This is a genomic window from Clostridium magnum DSM 2767, from assembly GCF_001623875.1.
In the GTDB taxonomy this organism is placed as follows: Bacteria; Bacillota; Clostridia; order Clostridiales; family Clostridiaceae; genus Clostridium_AM; species Clostridium_AM magnum.
Genome location: NZ_LWAE01000011.1, coordinates 15,969 through 35,047, shown reverse-complemented (window position 1 = coordinate 35,047; position 19,079 = coordinate 15,969). Strand labels below are relative to the sequence as shown.

10 protein-coding genes and 2 pseudogenes are annotated in these 19,079 nt (G+C 32.8%); 3 read left to right on the top strand and 9 right to left on the bottom strand.

Annotated elements, in window-relative coordinates:
• Positions 1–502: 502 nt before the first annotated feature.
• Positions 503–931, bottom strand: a complete 429-nt coding sequence (locus tag CLMAG_RS26510; protein ID WP_066629991.1) for a hypothetical protein — start codon at positions 929–931, stop codon at positions 503–505.
• A 282-nt stretch (positions 932–1,213) separates the two neighbouring features.
• On the opposite strand from CLMAG_RS26510, the gene CLMAG_RS26505 reads away from it, so the two are divergent.
• The 3 genes from CLMAG_RS26505 to CLMAG_RS26495 are packed head-to-tail and all read left to right on the top strand — an operon-like array spanning position 1,214 to position 5,024.
• Entirely contained in the window at positions 1,214–2,299 is a 1,086-nt protein-coding gene (locus CLMAG_RS26505) for an ABC transporter ATP-binding protein (RefSeq protein WP_066629989.1), read from the top strand.
• A gap of 14 nt (positions 2,300–2,313) precedes the next feature.
• Positions 2,314–3,183 carry an ABC transporter permease gene (locus tag CLMAG_RS26500; protein WP_066629987.1) on the top strand — a complete coding sequence of 290 codons (870 nt, stop codon included), beginning with the start codon at positions 2,314–2,316 and terminating at the stop codon, positions 3,181–3,183.
• A 2-nt stretch (positions 3,184–3,185) separates the two neighbouring features.
• Complete coding sequence (locus tag CLMAG_RS26495) at positions 3,186–5,024, top strand: extracellular solute-binding protein (RefSeq protein ID WP_066629985.1); 1,839 nt, start codon at positions 3,186–3,188, stop codon at positions 5,022–5,024.
• Positions 5,025–5,220: 196 nt separating this feature from the next.
• Here the strand turns inward: CLMAG_RS26495 and CLMAG_RS26490 are convergent, their stop codons facing one another.
• The 8 genes and pseudogenes from CLMAG_RS26490 to gltB form a co-directional block, all read right to left on the bottom strand.
• Positions 5,221–6,993, bottom strand: a complete 1,773-nt coding sequence (locus CLMAG_RS26490; protein WP_066629983.1) for an ABC transporter ATP-binding protein — start codon at positions 6,991–6,993, stop codon at positions 5,221–5,223.
• Positions 6,959–8,686 (bottom strand): ABC transporter ATP-binding protein, encoded by a 1,728-nt coding sequence (locus CLMAG_RS26485; protein ID WP_066629981.1) that lies wholly within the window; start codon positions 8,684–8,686, stop codon positions 6,959–6,961. Before CLMAG_RS26485 ends, CLMAG_RS26490 begins: the two co-directional genes overlap by 35 nt.
• A gap of 261 nt (positions 8,687–8,947) precedes the next feature.
• Positions 8,948–9,706, bottom strand: coding sequence for an acyl-CoA dehydratase activase (locus CLMAG_RS26480; protein WP_066629980.1), 759 nt, complete (start codon positions 9,704–9,706; stop codon positions 8,948–8,950).
• Positions 9,707–9,759: 53 nt separating this feature from the next.
• Complete coding sequence (locus tag CLMAG_RS26475; protein WP_066629976.1) at positions 9,760–10,011, bottom strand: putative Se/S carrier protein; 252 nt, start codon at positions 10,009–10,011, stop codon at positions 9,760–9,762.
• A gap of 97 nt (positions 10,012–10,108) precedes the next feature.
• Positions 10,109–11,367, bottom strand: a pseudogene (locus CLMAG_RS26470) (double-cubane-cluster-containing anaerobic reductase).
• Positions 11,368–11,513: 146 nt separating this feature from the next.
• Positions 11,514–12,806: a lactate racemase domain-containing protein gene (locus tag CLMAG_RS26465; protein WP_066629974.1), complete on the bottom strand. Its 1,293-nt coding sequence runs from the start codon at positions 12,804–12,806 to the stop codon at positions 11,514–11,516.
• 126 nt (positions 12,807–12,932) lie between these two features.
• Positions 12,933–14,365 (bottom strand): annotated as a pseudogene (locus tag CLMAG_RS26460) (glutamate synthase subunit beta).
• Positions 14,366–14,377: 12 nt separating this feature from the next.
• Positions 14,378–18,907, bottom strand: coding sequence for a glutamate synthase large subunit (gltB, locus tag CLMAG_RS26455; protein ID WP_066629972.1), 4,530 nt, complete (start codon positions 18,905–18,907; stop codon positions 14,378–14,380).
• Positions 18,908–19,079: the final 172 nt, after the last annotated feature.

The following is a 19,079-nucleotide window of genomic DNA, read 5'->3' as shown; positions in this document are numbered from 1 at the left end:
ATAAAGCTTATCAATAGGATTTTTAAGGTAGTTTGTCCAAAACAAATTGGAAAATAAATACCTTTTTGTTTTTATAGGGGTGACCTGTCCTATTCTATGCAGAACTAATAATAAGAAAACATTATTACCATCGATTCTTTTCTCATTTAGTTTACTGGTTATATCCATTACGCCGTCAACATTAATTATTCAATTTAGAATTATCTCTCTTACCTATATGGTTTTTAGCTTGAACTTTAACTTATACGTAGGGATATGTTACCAAAACTGAAGGCACATTTAAAAACTTTTTTATCAGTCTTAGCGAAGTGTTTTATAAAATCTTAGAATATTCGATTGTCTGAGCAAAGCGAGTTTATCGAAGATTCTTAGATTTTATAAAACACGAGCTTTAGAATGATTAAAAGTTTTTAACCGTGCTGAAGTTTGGTATCATATTCCGTAGTATAAGTTAAAGTTCCACCTAGAAACACTATAATTAATGTTGAAGATATATCCTTTACTAAAGAAATTTCTTCAATTCCTTTACACTTCTTTGTTCAAATTGCAATAGTTTATTTCCTAAATCAAGTATCTCTTTATCTGCATCCTTATATTCTTTTAATTTTTTTGTAATATCTATTATACCCATAGTGCTGCCTCGAATTAGCATTTCTGATATATGTGATGGCGTCTTATTTGTTAGAGTCCTAATGTTAATCATTATATAAGTTGAAACCTTAGTCAAAACATTTATTCCTTTCCCTTCTCTATGCACTTCTTTAAGATTTGAATCTGATATATCAAATATTTTCTTGTATTCATTATACTGATACTCTAAGGTTTTCTTAAAAGCATCATCTTCTACCATTACCATTAGTTGTTTTAACGTATCCTGACCCATTTCAGAGTTTTGGTAGATGTAATTTAACAGTTCAGTATTTCCGTTCACTTAACATCACCTCCTGAAATTATTATGCGTAAATATTTGTTAATCTATTCCCTGAACTCAATAGAAAATTCCTCATAAACTATATGCTAAAAATTTTGAAAAATTACATGAAAATATTGTTGATATTTGGTGGTTATTGTGCTATTATACTTTTCAGTTATAATTATTCTACATTGGGTATAATTACAACGCTCATATTCCAACTTCTTTACTGGTTTTCATAGTGTGGCCAATGGAAGTTTTTTATTTTTTAAAATATAGTAAAAGAGGAGTTGTTACGGTGTGACAAAGAATGTTTTTGTTCAGTTGTTAGATGTTTGTAAAAGTTTTGATGATGACGAGGCTATAATAAAAAACCTAGACCTGGAAATTAGACAAGGTGAGTTTTTGACTCTGCTTGGACCAAGTGGTTGTGGAAAAACAACTACCTTAAGAATGATTGCAGGTTTTGAGATACCAACAAGCGGTAAAATTGTAATTGATGAGGAAGATGTTACATCTAAAGCACCTTATCAAAGATGTGTAAATACCGTGTTTCAGAACTACGCCTTATTCCCACACATGAATATTTTTGACAATATAGCCTTTGGACTTAAGATGAAGAAGACACCAAAGAGTGAGATTAAAGATAAGGTACATAAAATGTTAAAAATGGTTCAGCTTGATGGCTATGAGAATAGAATGCCCTCTCAATTAAGTGGTGGCCAAATGCAGCGTGTAGCCATTGCTAGAGCTATGGTAAATAATCCGAAAGTTCTGCTTTTAGATGAACCTCTAGGCGCCCTTGATTTAAAACTTCGCAAACAGATGCAATTAGAACTTAAGCATCTTCAAAAAATACTTGGTACAACCTTCATATTTGTAACACATGACCAAGAAGAAGCCCTTACTATGTCTGATAGAATAGTTGTCATGAATAATGGGATTATAGAGCAAGTTGGTACACCTGAGGAACTTTATGAAAGACCAAAGACTAAATTTGTAGCCACCTTCCTAGGAGAGACAAACATACTTGAAGGACAAGTTTTCAAATTAAAAGAAAGTGAAGTTTTACTTCAGCTTGAACAGGAAGAGGATATAATTAGAATTCCAAATTTGAATTACGAATTAGGTGATAAATTCACTGTTTCCGTTAGACCGGAAAGAATTAAGATAAAATTAAATCCTGAAGAAGGAGATGTATGGCTTCAATGCAAGTTGAAGGAAAAAATATACATAGGTTCAAATATTAAAATTGTAATGCTTCTTAAGAATGGCAAAGAAATTGTAGTAAATGAGCCAATAGGACAAAATTTTGAATTCCTAGATGAGAATAAAAATTATTTTGTAACCTGGAAACCTGATCATACTATAGTTATTAAGGCATAAAGGGGGACAGGTATATGAAAAGTAAGACATCAAAAAATCCCATTTTAAAATATTTGACTACAATTATTCCCGCAATACTATGGATGCTTGCATTTTTTGTTTTGCCTCTTTTCTTAATAATAGTAGTAAGTTTTTGTACTAGAGGCGATGTTGGTAATGTAGTATATCAATTTACACTTTCTAATTATACAAGGCTTTTAAATCCTCTTTATATTGATATATTTGCAAACTCCATTATAATTGCACTATATACAACTTTATTATGTTTATTATTTGGATATCCCTTTGCATTTATAATTGCAAACTCAAATAAAAAATTAAAACCCTTATTCCTTCTACTTGTAATGCTTCCCTTTTGGACTAACTCCCTAGTTAGAACCTACGCTATGATAGTATTATTAAGAACAGAAGGTATTATAAATACAGTACTCTTACATTTTGGACTAATAAATGCACCGCTTCACTTAATGTATAATAATACAGCAGTTATGATTGGTATGCTTTATATGATGTTTCCATTTATGATACTGCCTTTATATACATCCATCGAAAAGCTTGATAAGAGAATATTAGATGCTGCATCAGATCTTGGTGCAGGACCAGTAAAAAGATTTTTGAAGATAACTCTTCCTCTAACAAAAGGAGGTATTTTATCCGGTTCTCTTTTGGTTTTCGTTCCAACCCTTGGACTATTTTTTATAACTGACCTTATGGGAGGAAGCAAAGTAGTCTTAATGAGTAATCTTATTAAAAATCAATTTCTTACAGCAAGAGACTGGCCCTTTGGTTCAGCTATATCCGTTATATTGATAATTGTTATGGTTGCAGTAATCTTCTATAACTCAAAATTTGGTGGAAAGAAAGAAAAGAAGGAGGTATTATAGTAATGAAAAATAATAGAATGAGATTTTTAAAATCTTCTTATTTGCTTTTAGTATTTATGTTTTTATATATACCAATAATGATACTTATTGCATTTTCCTTTAATACCTCTAAGTTGAATATAGTATGGACAGGCTTCACCTTTAAATGGTATGGAAGCTTACTCCACAATGCTGGAATACTTGAAGCATTGAAAAACTCCTTTATTGTTGCTGTAATAAGTACGATATTATCAGTTGTCATAGGAACTTTATGTTCAGTTGGGATGTACAGATATAAATTTAAAGGAAAAGGTATATTTGATTCCATATTATATCTTCCACTTATTATTCCTGAGATAGTTATGGGAATATCTCTTCTTGCCTTTTTCTCCATTGTGAAAATTCCATTAGGTAAAATATCTTTGATTATTGCACATGTTACCTTTTGTATAGCCTATGTTGTTGCAGTAGTTAAGACACGACTTGATGGCTTTGACAAGTCCGTAGAAGAAGCTGCAATGGATCTTGGAGCTTCACCATTACAAACCTTTTTCCATGTGACTCTACCAATAATAATGCCAGGGGTTATTGCAGGAGGGCTTCTAGCCTTTACACTATCTCTAGATGATGTAATTATCAGCTTTTTTGTTGCCGGACCTGGAAGTGTAACACTGCCATTAAAAATCTTTTCAATGGTAAAATTCGGGGTAACCCCTGAGATTAACGCTCTTTCAACCTTAATAATTTTGTTTACAATGGTATTAATTATTGTTGCACTTATAATAAAAAATGCAAATATAAATATGAAAAAGGTAGGCGCTATATTAACAGCAATTTTTGTTATGGTTGGAAGTCTTGGCGGAGGAATATTTGCTTTTGCCCATAATAACAGTGAACCTCAACAGGTTTTAAATGTGTTTAATTGGTCTGAGTATTTGCCTCAGTCTGTAATTGATAAATTTGAACAAACCTATAATATAAAGGTGAACTACAGCACCTTCTCCTCTAATGAAGAGATGCTGGCAAAATTGATGGCTGGCGGAGGAAATTATGACCTTGCAGTTGCCAGTGATTTTATGGTTGAAGTACTAAAAAAACAGGAATTAGTTCAAGAATTAGATACAAGCACTTTACCTAATTTAAGTAATATCGGACCTGAATTTTTAAATTTACCCTTTGATAAAGGTAATAAATACAGTGTTCCCTACATGTATCTTGCAGGAATTATAGCCTACGACAGTTCAAAAATTCCTGAGGATACTATAAAAGGATACAAGGATCTTTGGAAGCCTGAACTTAAAGGTTCTTTAACCCTACTAGACGATGAAAGGGTTATAATTGGAATTACACTAAAAAAACTTGGATACTCTATAAATGAAACTAGCCCTGAGGCCCTTGAAAAGGCAAAGGAAGAGCTAAAAAAATTGCAGGCAAATGTAAAGTCCTACGACAGTGACAGTCCTAAAACTAGTCTTATAAACGGAGAATCAAAGGCCATATTTGCCTGGGGAGCTGAGGGTAGCCTTGCAAGCCGGGAAAATAAAAATGTTAAATACGTATTTCCGGAGGAAGGACTATTTTTGCAGCAAGATAACTTTGTAATACCTAAAGGTGCAAAAAATATAAAGGCTGCAGAACTATTTATGAATTTCATAATGGAACCAGAAATAAGTGCAGAAATCTCTCATTACTTCCCATACGGAAATCCTAATGTAACTGCACATCAATATATTGATAAAGACATAATGGAAGATAAAGCAGTATATCCTCCTGAAGCAGAAATGAAGAAGGGTGAATACTTAAGAGATATAGGAAATTCAGTGACAGAACTTGATAAGATATGGTCAGAAGTTAAACAGTAGAAAAACAAGCAATCTTTCAAATAGAACTTAGACTTATTTTTAATCTATATTGTAGCTGGTGATCTGTGATTCCTCATTTGAAATTGAACTTATACATAGAGATATGTTACCAAAACTGTAAGCTTACTAAAAGCTTTTAACAATTATTAAGTTTGGCAACATACCTCCGAGTATAAGTTCAATTTCTGTTTTACAATTATATATTTTCTTTTTCTCCTTCCATTATCATGCCTCTATAATATTCACCATTTTTCATAAGCATATCATGATTACCTATTTCTAAAATCTTACCACTCTTTAATACAATTATTATATCGGCATTTCTAATGGTTGAGAGTCTGTGGGCTATTATCAATGTTGTTCTATCCTTTGCAACATTTTCTATAGCTTTTTGTATTAACATTTCTGTATGTGTATCAATGTTTGCAGTTGCTTCGTCTAATATAAATATAGAAGGATTATGAGCTATGGCTCTTGCAAAAGAAAGCAGCTGTCTTTGGCCTGCCGAAAATGTACTTCCCCTCTCCATAACAGGTTCATATATTCCCTTAGGACAATCCTTTATGAATTCTTTTACATAAGAAGCTTCTATAGCTTTTTCTAACACATCTTTTTCAATATTATTATTTAATATAATATTTTTTTCAATAGTTCCAGAAAATAAAAATACATCCTGTAGTACCACTGCAATATTTTTTCTAAGCTCTCTTTTCTTTATGTCATTAATATTTATTCCATCAATTAGAATTTCACCTTTTTGTATTTTATAAAATCCACTTATAAGACTAATAATAGTTGTTTTTCCCGCGCCAGTCTCTCCAACAAAGGCAACGGTTTGTCCCTTCTTAGCAGAAAAACTTATATTTTTCAAAGTCCAATCCTTGTCATTATAAGAAAACCACACATTTTTAAATTCTATATCACCCTCTATGTGCTCCATTGAAATTCCCTTATCTAAATCCTCCATATACTTTTCTCTATCCAGTAACTCAAATATTCTCTCGGAAGAAACAAAAGCAGATTGAATAGTTGCATAACTATCTGCCAGGTTTGATATAGGAATAAAAAACTGCTTTATATAGGTTGTAAAAGCATAGAGCACACCTATTTCAAGTGTATGATTTGAAATTTTACTCATGCTATACCATATTAAAATAGCTATTGCTAGACTCTGAAAGACCTCTGATGCAGGTCTAAAAAAGCTGTTCATCCAAACTTGAAATAATGTGGCTTTATAATACTCATTATTTAATTCTAAAAATTCTTTTTTCTTATCCTTTTCTACACGGAATATCTGTATTAACTTCATTCCTGATATATTTTCGGTCATGAAACCATTAATTTTTCCAATTAAACTCTTCATCTTTTTAAAATTATTTCTTATTCTTGTTTTTAAAACAAAAACTATTATAAACATTAAAGGCAGCACGCAAAAGGATATTAGAGCAAGCTGTACATTAATAATTAACATAGTATAAATTATACCTATTATAAGAAAAATATCTTGGAAAAGATTAATCAGAATATCTGTATACATTTGACTTACAGCTTCTACATCATTTGTAGCTCTTGTTATTAATTTTCCTGAAGAAGTTTTATCTAAATACCCAAGTGGCATAAGCTGAATGGTTTTAAATACTCGAGTTCTTAAATTCCTCATTATTTCCTGTCCAACTCTGTTTATTAAATTCACCTGAGAAACTGAAAAAAATCCCCCCATGGCTACTACTAAAAAATATAATATTCCCATGGTTTTTATGGAGTAGACACTGTTTTGTTCCACATGTATTATTAAAAAATCATCTATTACTAATTTTAAAATATAGGGTTTTATCAGCTGAGCTGCATTTACTAATAGTACACAGATTGAAGCAAGTACAACCTTTTTCTTATGAGGTAATGTTAATCTTAAAAGCCTTTTTAAAGTTTGAGTTTTAGGAGTTTTGGGATTGGGCATTGTGGATATCATAATACAGCCCCCCTTTCTTGACCAATTCTAAGTGAGTGCCTCTTTCTAATATTTTTCCTTTATCAAGGACTATAATTTCATCAGCATCTATGACTGCAGATATTCTATGTGCTATTATTATTGTTGTTTTATTCTTCCTTATTGTTTTTAAGTTTTTTAGAATTTGTTTTTCAGTAATAGTATCAACTGCTGATAGAGAGTCATCTAGAATAAGTATTTGTGGATTTTTTATTAAAGCCCTTGCAATAGAAATTCTTTGCTTTTGTCCTCCAGAAATATTAACTCCTCTCTCTCCAAGGATTTCATCAAAACCTTTAGGCAAACCCATAATACTTTCATAAATGCAGCTATTCTGGGCCGCATTTATCATTTCATCCTTCGAATATGTATCTTTAAAAAACTTTATATTATCTGATACGGAAGCATTAAATAAGAAGTTCTCTTGAGGAACAAATCCAAAACTATCTCTTAATGTATTCAATTCATAATCATTTATATCTATTCCATCAAATAATATCTTTTCATTTGAAACATTATACATTTTTAACAATAGATTAATCAAAGTGCTTTTACCAGAACCTGTTTTTCCTATAATCCCTAGGGTATGTCCTTGAGGAATTATCAAATTTATATCCCTTAAAGCTATTTCTTTTGAATTGGGATATGAAAAGGATAAATTTTTTATTTCTATGGTACCCTTAATGGGAGCTTTTATCAAATTATCTCCTTCTTTTATCTCAGGGTTAACATTAAATATTTCATTTAACCTACCTAAGGATGCCATTCCCCTTTGAACTATGGTAATAATTCTTCCTATAGAAATTATAGGAGCCATTATCATAGTAAGATAACCATTAAAAGCAATAAATTGTCCTAGAGAAATTTTATCCTCCAAAGCCATATTTCCGCCAATTATCAGGTTTAATACAAAGCTTATACTGAAACATAATTCAATCAACGGTGCCACATAGGCGGATATACCTACCATTTTTAAATTTGATTCCACCATTTGCTCATTCAATTCTTCAAATTTTTTAACTTCATCCTCTTCCTGCACATAAGCTTTAATTACTCTGATACCACTTATATTTTCCTGTACCCTATCTGAAATAGCTGCAAAACTCTCCTGTACCTTTTTAAAACGCTTTCGAACTATTTTACCAATATGAAACATGACAAATATTATAATTGGTATAGGCACTAATACCAAAATAGTAAGTCCCCAATTTATAGTTTTAGCCATTGAATAAACTGATATAACACATATAACTATCCCTTTTATTGCCATTGACGTTGCAGGCCCGAAGGTCATTCTCACTGCGTTTATATCATTTATTGCATATGCAATTAAGTCCCCTGTTTTTCTTTTATTATAAAACTCAGGCGATAATTTCTGAAAATGATCAAAAAGCTTTTCTCTCAGATAGCATTCTAGAGTCCTTCCATTTCCTATTATTAAATTTCTCCAAGCATAAGTACTTGCAAAGGTACCAACAGCGATAAGCACTATATAAACAAGATTTAAATATACTGATTTGGGATTGAAATTGTTTACTTTCAAAATATCAATTGTATTTCCAAGTACTTTAGGAAAGAGAGTTTGAATATAAGAGGTAAGTAACATAAATACTATACCTATACTATAGGATACTAAGTGTTCTTTTATAAAATTTATTAATATCTTTTTTCCCATATAATTCTCCCATTTATCCATTAATTACTCACTCTAATACTCTAATTTTATTCACGTTTCACTTCATATTTTCTATTCTATTTTATCAAAATTAGAATTTTTATACTATAATTATCCTAAAAACTTCATTTAGTCCTTTAACAATTAGGTATAAATATAAAAGCTAGGATATATAGGTCTCCATAACCTATACCCTAGCTTAGTTGAATTAATAATCTAAAAAATATTTATCATATTAATTGATTTTTTATATCTGACTATTTATTTTATGGTTTTAGCCATTAATGCTGCACCGATAGCCCCTGCGTATCTTGCTAATTTATCCGTTTTAATAGTTGTACTTAATTTTTCTGAAAGCTTATTAATAATATATGGGTTTTCACTTAATCCTCCAGAAAGAAAGTAACTAAAGCTATCCGAATGCTTCTGGCATAAAGATTTCACTTTTGATGTAATTGAATCAACTACACCATAAGCTATATCCTCTCTTTTTTTGCCACTGCCAATTAAACTTATTACTTCAGACTCTGCAAATACGGTGCACATAGAGCTTATGGTAGTTTCTCTACCTTCCTGCGCTTTTCGGCACAATTCCTCTATGCTGAAACCTAAAGTATTTGCCATAAGCTCCAGAAACCTACCTGTACCAGCAGCACACTTATCGTTCATAGTAAAATTAGTTACATTGCCTTTTTGTACAGTAATAACTTTAGTATCCTGTCCTCCTATATCTATAACAGTGCAATCTTCTCCAAGCAAATAGTGAGCTCCTTTTCCATGACAGGTTATCTCAGTAATTGTTTTATTGGCATAAGGAACAGACACTCTTCCATATCCTGTAGCAACTATTTTAGAATTTTTTTCATCTATTCCCAGTTCAGCTAATCTATTTTTTATAATATTAGCAGTTTCAACACTACTCCACCCTGTAGGCAGAACAAAGGTTTCCCTTATACTTTCATTTTCAAAAATACAAACCTTTGAAGCAGTCGATCCAATATCTATTCCTATATAAAACATAACTAATCCACCTTTACTTTATATATACAACAATGTAATTTCACCTAGAAACCCTATAGATAAGGGTTCACCATTTTTTTCTTTACGCAGTGAAATCCTGATGTTTTTACATTATTGCTATCTACTAAGTTCTTTATCTTTTCTTCGTCTTCCTTATTATACATTATAGATATACCACAGGATGCAGACAGCTCTCTTGGTGTTGGAACTATAGTATGTTTTATCTTTTCCTTCTTTAATGCGTTTTCTAACTTAACTCCTTCAGTATGTGAAGGGAAAAGTATGTAATGTCTTATTGTTTCCATTTTATCACCTAACCTATATGAAACTCCTCTTCCTATCGCCAGAGAAGTACTCGCAGAGTAAGCGACCATCACCAAATCATAGATTTGGGATGTCTGCTTAAATCATTTCTAAGAATGCCTCTACCCTTGTCTTTATTTGTCCTGAGTCTTCTGTAGAATAATCAGTTTCTATATGCATAATCGGTATATTTTTTTCCTTCAATGCTTTTTCAACTGAACCGTGTTCCACTGCATAAGTATTGCAGAAGGATAGATTAAAGTCTATTACTCCATCTACATTATATTCCTTTGAATATCTGATTATATCATCAATTCTTCCGGTATTCGGAGTAAAGCATGCACAATTTATTTTTAAATATCTATCTGCTAGATTTTTAATTAAATCCTCCAGTGTTTCCCCTTCTTCACATACTTCATTTTCAAAATATCTTGTTCCTGTACAAGTTTCTTCAACAACTACTTCTGCATTTAAGCTTTCAATTATCGAATGAAGCTTCCAGTTTGGTACTGCCATTGGTGTTCCTGTTATTATCAATCTTTTCTTTCCATTTTCCTTTGAGTTTTTAACTCTTTCATCTAATTCATCACAAAGCTCGTTTAACTTTTCTACAAATCTATGAGGATCATCATAAAATGCAATTTGTGATATTAGTAGAGCATCTAAACCACTTATTGGTGATGGCTTGTATTTTCTCAAATCGTATAATCTTTTCAATGCTCTTCTTTTAGCATTTGCTATTTTTATACCTTCCTTAAGACTGTCAACTGTAACCTTGTTTCCAGTAAGCTCTTCTATTTTTTAATAACATCTTTTATTTCTTCTGACCATCTGCTGTAGTCTTTAGTTCTTTTCATCTGTGGCAAATCCATAACATGTACTGGAACATACTCATCTAATACTTCCCAAGCTTTTTTCTTACCATCACAGGTAGTTTCCCCAATTATCATATCACAGGATTGGAAATAAGGGCATGTCCCTCCAATTTTGGCTCCCATGAAAGCCTTTATAAGAGGACACATATTTCTTGGAAGCACTTTTTCCCCGTCTTCTATCCAAAATTGTGATCCTGCACAAAGTCCTATTCCAATAGCTTTTGCTGCTAATATTACTTCATCTGGAACAAATACACAAAATGTACCCACTACTTTTCCGCCATTTTTTCTATGTTCATCAAGTTCCTGTATCCTAAGTCCATGTATCTCTGAAACAACAAAATTAAAATAATTCATAGCTTCCGGTCTATTTTCTTGTGTTAAATAAGTTGCTCCAAATAATTCTGGTAAAACCGCACACAATTTATCGTGTTTTTCTAAATCTACACCTAATTCTGTCCATAACTTTGTATAATCGCCCATATTTTAATTCCCTCCATATTTTTAATACAAGAATATTGTAACATAGAGTAATTGTGGCAGTTATTTTAATATATTATAGATCTTTATTCATCTATAACATATTAAAATAATCCTTTTTCATAAAAAAAAGAGGGTTTTCCCCCTCTTTATTTTGTAAGTAATGGAAATGTATTTGCAGCATGAGGCATTAAGTAGGTCTTAATGTTTTCTCCCTTTTCTTTATGTACTATATTCAATGCATCTTCTATAGTTTTTACTACAGTAATATTAGCATTTTTAACTAACTCTTGTTCAATATCTGATACTAAAATTACATTATATTTATAAGCAGTTTCACACATGCAGTAAGCTATGAATTTACCAATTGAAAAATTATCTCTTACAAATTTTTCTCTATCTAAAATATTATCGTAGTTCAAAATTATATCCTGAATTTCTTTACCACCGCCAAGACCTTCTGAACACTGCATAACCGCAATAATATATCCACCTTCATTTATTGCTTCCCTAGCATTTATTAGTGTTTTAGTAGATTGATACAAGTTTATATCTTTTGGATATCCCCCTGCACTAGCAATTGCTAAATCAGCTTTTTCTTTTATAGCCACTCCATCTATTGCTCTTAGCATCTTTACGCCTTCTTCGTGAGCTGTTAAGTAGTTACCTGCCACAGCACCAGCTATTTGACCATCTGGTCCCATTACTACATTAAACATAAATGTAGGTTTTACAAAGCTGGCAGCTTCCACCATGTCCTTATGAACCGGATTATCTTCGATACCACCTGGACATACTCCTGCCTTTATACTTTCTCCTAGGTTATCATTTAACGAAAGAGAGTGATTCGTCATTATAGTTTCTGCACCAGCTATACCTGGTAGAATACTTTTCTTTCCTCCTGCATAGCCTGCAAGTAAATGATATACTATACCACCTGTAATTACTATATGATCACATTCCATAGCAATTTTATTTATATAAATAGGATTTCCATAAGTAGTTTCTCCAAGGAATACTAAGTTATCTTTATCATAGCAATCGTGGTCCATAACTTGGAATCTTGAAGCAAGCTTTTCACCAAGTAATTTTTCGTGCTCTGCTCTTGTTTGTTTTCTATGGGAACCTAGCGCACTTATGAATACTATATCCTTATCTGGTATTCCACCTTCATTTAGCTCTTCTACCACTTTATTTAAATATATTCCTGTTCTTTGCCATGCTCTAGTAACATCTGGAATTACTACACACACTTTTTCTCCCTCATGTACAAGTTCTCTTAATCTTGCACTATCTATTGGATTCTCTAAAGCTTCTTTAATAATTTGATCCTCAGTCTTTCCTTCAGGCACTTTATTAGCTTCTATCACCCCAATTAAATTTTCTTCTTTCACTGATACATACATCGCTGTGTTTCCAAACTTCATTTTAACTTTTTCCATTATAAATTAGCCCCCTTTTATAAAATTATACAATACAATAGTTCCTTATGTACAGAAAAAACAGCTAAATGTAACGCTAGATTTATACTCTCAACGTTACATTTAGCCTATTTATAGATATATTTTTTATCCTTTTAGAGAGGTTTCTCCCATTAGATATTTATCAACTTCCATCGCTACTTTTCTTCCGTCATTTAAAGCCCAAACTACAAGGGATTGTCCTCGTCTCATATCTCCTGCAGCAAATATCCCCTCTTTTGTAGTCATGTAATTTTCATTTGTTATTACATTACCTCTTCCGTCAAATTGAACTCCAAGGTCATTTAACATACCTTCATGTTGTGGATGAAGGAATCCCATAGCTAGTAGTACTAAATCTACCTTTTGTTCAAACTCTGTTCCCGGTATCTCTACCATCTGCATTCTACCATTTTCATTTTTCCACTCAACTTTCACGCCATGAAGAGTTTTCAACACTCCATTCTTTCCTGTGAATTTTGAGTATTTACACACCATTCTCTTGTGCAACCTTCTTCATGTGAAGTAGTAACCTTAAGGGTTCTTGGAAAAGTCGGCCAAGGCATTGAGTCATCTCTTTCTTCTGGTGGCTTAGGCATAACTTCATATTGATAAACTGCTTTGGCTCCCTGTCTTATAGAAGTACCTATACAGTCTGAACCTGTATCTCCACCACCAATAACTACTACAACCTTGCCTTCAGCAGTTATTTCTTCTTCTAAAATTTCTTTACCTGCAACTCTTCTGTTTTGTTGTCTTAAGAAGTCCATAGCAAAATGTGTTCCTTTAAGTTCTCTTCCCTCAACCTTAAGGTCTCTTGGTATAGTAGAACCTCCAGTTAAAACAACTACATCAAAGTTCTTCAATAATTCCTCAGAAGGATAGTCTACACCAACATTAGTATTAGTCTTAAAGATTATTCCTTCTTCCTTCATAATGTTTACTCTTCTCTCAACTACATATTTTTCAAGCTTGAAATCAGGTATACCATATCTTAGTAATCCACCTATTTCATCAGCTCTCTCAAATACAGTAACAGTATGACCTACGGAATTAAGCTCTGCAGCTGCAGCAAGTCCTGATGGACCTGATCCTACTATAGCTATATTCTTACCAGTTCTTACTCTTGGTAAATTAGGTTTTACAAAGCCCTCTTTAAATGCCTTTTCAATTATACTAAGCTCTATCTCTCTATTGGACATTGCATCCCTGTTTATTCCAAGAGTACAAGCTCCCTCACAAAGAGCAGGACATATTCTTCCAGTAAATTCTGGGAAGGTATTAGTGATAGAAAGTCTTTCAAAGGCTTTATTCCACTCACCTTTGTATATCATTTCATTCCAATCTGGAATTAAATTTCCAAGAGGGCAGCCCCAATTGCAAAATGGAGTTCCACAATTCATACACCTAGCAGCCTGAAGACTTAATTTGTCTTCAGGAAGTTTATAGTATATCTCTTTATAATCTTTAACTCTTTCCTCTACTGGACGTTTTTTTGGATTTTCTCTATTATATTCTCTAAAACCAGTTGCTTTTCCCATCAGCTCAACCTCCTACATATTTGAAGCAACTGCTGCTTCTTCTTTTATTTTTTCTAGTATAAGCTTATATGCAGTAGGTATTACTTTTTTAAACTTAGTCTTATAATCATCCCAGCTGTCCAGAATAGTCTTAGCTTTTACACTATCTGTGTATTTATAATGCTGCTCAACCAAACTGTATACTGCATCTATATCCTCAGTATCTACAAGTTCCTCAACTTCTATCATTTCTCTATTGTATTTCTCTTCAAAAGAACCATCCTCATCAAGTACATAAGCTATACCACCGCTCATACCAGCTCCAAAGTTTCTTCCAGTTTCACCTATAACAACTACTTTACCACCTGTCATATATTCACAACAATGGTCTCCTGCACCTTCAACTACAGCTGTAGCACCACTATTTCTTACTGCAAATCTTTCTCCTACAGTACCATTTATATATACTTCTCCTGAAGTAGCTCCATATAAGTTAGTATTTCCTGCTATAACATTTTTCTCAGCCACAAAAGTCGCTTCTTTAGGAGCTTTAATAATTACCTTACCACCAGATAGACTCTTGCCTACATAGTCGTTAGCCTCACCTTCAAGTATTAAAGTAAGTCCATTCACTCCAAAGGCACCAAAACTTTGTCCTGCGGAACCTCTAAAATTCAATACAATTGTATCTTCTGGTAATCCCTTGCTGCCATACTTTTTAGCTATCGTACCACTTAGCATAGCTCCTACTGAACGATTTACATTCTTAATTTCTAAGTTTACTCTAACTTTTGCTTTATCTGATATTGCCTGATCCGCTACTTGAATAAGTTTATAATCCATTGCCTGATCAAGACCATGTTTTTGAGGTATTACGCAGTAAGGTTTAATTCTCTTTGGCATATCTGGCTTGTATAGAATTGCTGATAAATCTAATCCTTTAGCCTTCCAGTGGCTAATAGCCTTCTTAGTTTCTATTCTATCAACTCTACCAATCATTTCATTCATTGATCTAAAGCCAAGTGCTGCCATATATTCTCTAGCTTCCTGTGCAATGAAAGTTAAGAAGTTTATTATGTGTTCAGGTTTACCCTTAAAGTTCTTTCTAAGCTCAGGATCTTGAGTAGCTATACCCATATCACAAGTATTTAAGTGACAATTTCTAAGCATAGTACATCCCATTACTACAAGGGCAGTAGTTGCAAATCCAAATTCTTCAGCTCCAAGTAATGCTGCTATAACTACATCTCTACCTGTTTTTAACTGACCATCTGTTTGAATTCTTACTCTACTTCTTAAATTATTTAGTAAAAGTACTTGTTGTGTTTCTGATAAACCAAGCTCCCAAGGTATACCTACATGCTTTATAGATGATACTGGTGATGCTCCTGTTCCACCATCATGACCACTTATTAATATTAAATCTGCATGAGCCTTTGCAACTCCAGCTGCAATTGTTCCCACTCCAACTTCTGAAACAAGTTTTACACTAACATTAGCTGCAGGATTTACATTCTTCAGATCATAAATCAATTGAGCCAAATCTTCTATTGAATAGATATCGTGATGAGGCGGTGGTGATATAAGATCTATTCCTGGAGTTGAATGTCTTGTTCTAGCAATATTCTTATCAACCTTCTTACCTGGAAGTTGTCCTCCTTCACCTGGTTTTGCACCTTGAGCTATTTTAATTTGAAGCTCGTCAGCATTAACAAGATATTCTGTAGTTACACCAAAACGTGCTGATGCTACCTGTTTTGTAGCACTTCTCTTTAAATCACCATTAGGCTCTGCAACATATCTTTCAGGATCTTCTCCACCTTCTCCGGAGTTACTTCTTCCGCCAATTCTATTCATTGCTATAGCCATAGTTTCATGAGCTTCTTTACTTATAGAACCAAAGGACATAGCACCTGTAACGAATCTCTTAAGTATTTCACTTATTGGCTCAACCTCTTCTATTGGAATTGACTTTCCTGTTTTGAATTCAAATAATCCTCTTATTGTACATAAATTTTTATCCTGCTCGTTTATTACCTTTGCATATTCTCTATATACATTATAGTTATTTGTTTTAGATGCAAGTTGAAGTTTATATATAGTCTCAGGGTTAAAGAGATGGAACTCTCCTCCCTTTCTCCAAGAATAATTACCACCTACATCCAGTTGAGAAATAGGTTTTCTTATTTTATTAAAAGCATTTTTGTGTCTTGTAAGTACTTCTTGTGCTACTACATCAACGCCTATTCCACCTATTCTTGAAGGTGTTCCCTCAAAATACTTAGCTACAAATTCTGAATCAAGTCCTATAGCTTCAAATATCTGCGCACCATGATAGCTTTGTAGCGTAGATATACCCATTTTAGATAATACTTTAAGTAATCCGTGATTTATTGCATAAGCATAATTTTCCTTTGCTTCCTCTGCAGTGACATCGTCTAATTCTTTATCTTTTGCCATTTGATCTATAGTTTGGAATGCAAGATATGGATTAATCGCAGACGCTCCATTACCTACAAGAAGAGCAAAATGCATTGTTTCTCTTGCTTCCCCAGTTTCAACTATAATTGAAACTTTTGTACGTGTTTTCTCTCTAATCAAATGATGGGATACTGCTGAAACTGCTAAAAGACTTGGTATTGCTGCTTCGTATGAATCCACATTCTTATCACTAAGTACTAATATGTTATATCCTTCTTTTATTCTCTTAGAAGCTCTTTCACAAATCATCTCAAGAGCCTCTTTAAAGCCTTCTACTCCTGTATCATATTTAAAAGTGATAGGTATAGTTGTTGTCTTAAAATTTGTATTTCTAAGACTCTTTATTTTTGCCATTTCTTTATCTGTTAATACAGGGCTGAATATTTCTATAAAAGGATCTGTTGAAGTTTCGCTATTTAAAATGTTAACCTGTGATGATCCAATATAGTTAGTAAGAGACATTACCAATTCTTCTCTTATAGGATCTATAGGCGGATTTGTAACTTGGGCAAATAGTAATTTAAAGTATGAAAAAAGTAATTGGTTCTTATTTGAAAGCACTGCAAGGGGTGCATCATTTCCCATAGATCCGATAGGCTCTTTTGCCTCCTTAGCCATGGTACCTATTATTCTTCCAACATCTTCAAGAGTATATCCAAATGCCTGTTGTTTTTCTTTTAATACTTCAGGACTTATCTGTTCTATAGTTTCAGCTGTTTCAAACATATCAAGAGTATATTTTGATTTACTTAATATTTCTTTATATGGTTTAGCTGTACATATTTCTTTCTTTAGTTCTTCATCATTAATGATTCTTCCTTGTGCTGTGTCAACTAAAAACATCTTACCTGCTTTAAGTCTACCCTTTTCAACTATTTCTTCAGGCTTGAACTCTAGTACCCCTGCTTCTGATGCAAGTACTACTAAACCACCCTTTGTTATTACATATCTTGCGGGTCTTAATCCATTTCTATCAAGAGTTGCACCAACTTGTACACCATCAGAAAAAGCAACAGCAGCTGGTCCATCCCATGGTTCTGTTAAAGATCCATGATATTCATAGAAAGCTTTTTTATAATCCTCCATGTGATCATTACCATCCCATGCCTCTGGTATAAGTATCATCATTGCATGAGAAAGGGATCTACCATCTTTGTGTAATAACTCTAAAGCATTGTCAAGAGAAGCAGAATCACTACCCTCAGTGCTTACTATCGGGAATAATTTATTTATGTCTTTTCCCAATACCTCTGACTGAAGTACACCTTCACGAGCTTTCATCCAGTTTCTGTTTCCTCTTATGGTATTTATCTCTCCATTATGAGCAAGGTACCTAAATGGTTGAGCCAAATCCCAAGTAGGGAAAGTATTTGTACTATATCTTTGGTGCACTAAAGATATTGCACTTTTAAAGTTTATATCATTTAAATCAATATAAAAACTTTTTATTTGATCTGCTAGTAATAATCCTTTATAAATTATAGTTTTACTTGAAAGACTACATATATAAAAGGATTTTCCTGAGCCTTTAAGAAGTTTTCTTACTTCATTTTCTGCTTTTTTTCTAATTATATAAAGCTTTGTCTCAAACTCAGTTTGAGTCTTGGCATTTTTACCTATAAATATCTGTCTTATAATTGGTTCTGTACCTTTTGCTGTTTCGCCAATGTTTCTGTTATCAGTAGGTACGTCTCTCCATCCAAGAACTTTTTGTCCTTCCTCTTCCGCTGCTCTTTCAAGTATCCCTTCACATTGTAGTCTTAGTGCAGTTTCTTTTGGAAAGAACACCATACCTACTCCATATTCTCCAGCTTCAGGTAAGTCTATACCTAAGTTATCACAATTTATTCTGAAGAATTCATCAGGAATTTGAACAAGTATACCAGCTCCGTCACCAGTTTTAGGATCAGAACCCACTGCCCCTCTATGAGTCAAGTTAACTAAAACCTGAATACCTTTTTTTACAATATCGTGAGTCTTCTCGCCTTTTATACTTGCTACAAAGCCTACACCACAAGCGTCCTTCTCAAATGCCGGATCATACAAACCCTGCTTTGAAGGAAAACCTACACTATAAGTCATATTCTTCCAACCCCCATTTTTAGTTTTTGCACAAAAATCGCATAGATAACACCACTTAACATTCATAATGATTTTAATCATTTAAAATACAGACATTGTTTTTTTAAACTCTTAATAAAAGATAATATTTATTATTCATTTGGTATATTACATCATTATAAATAGCAATGTG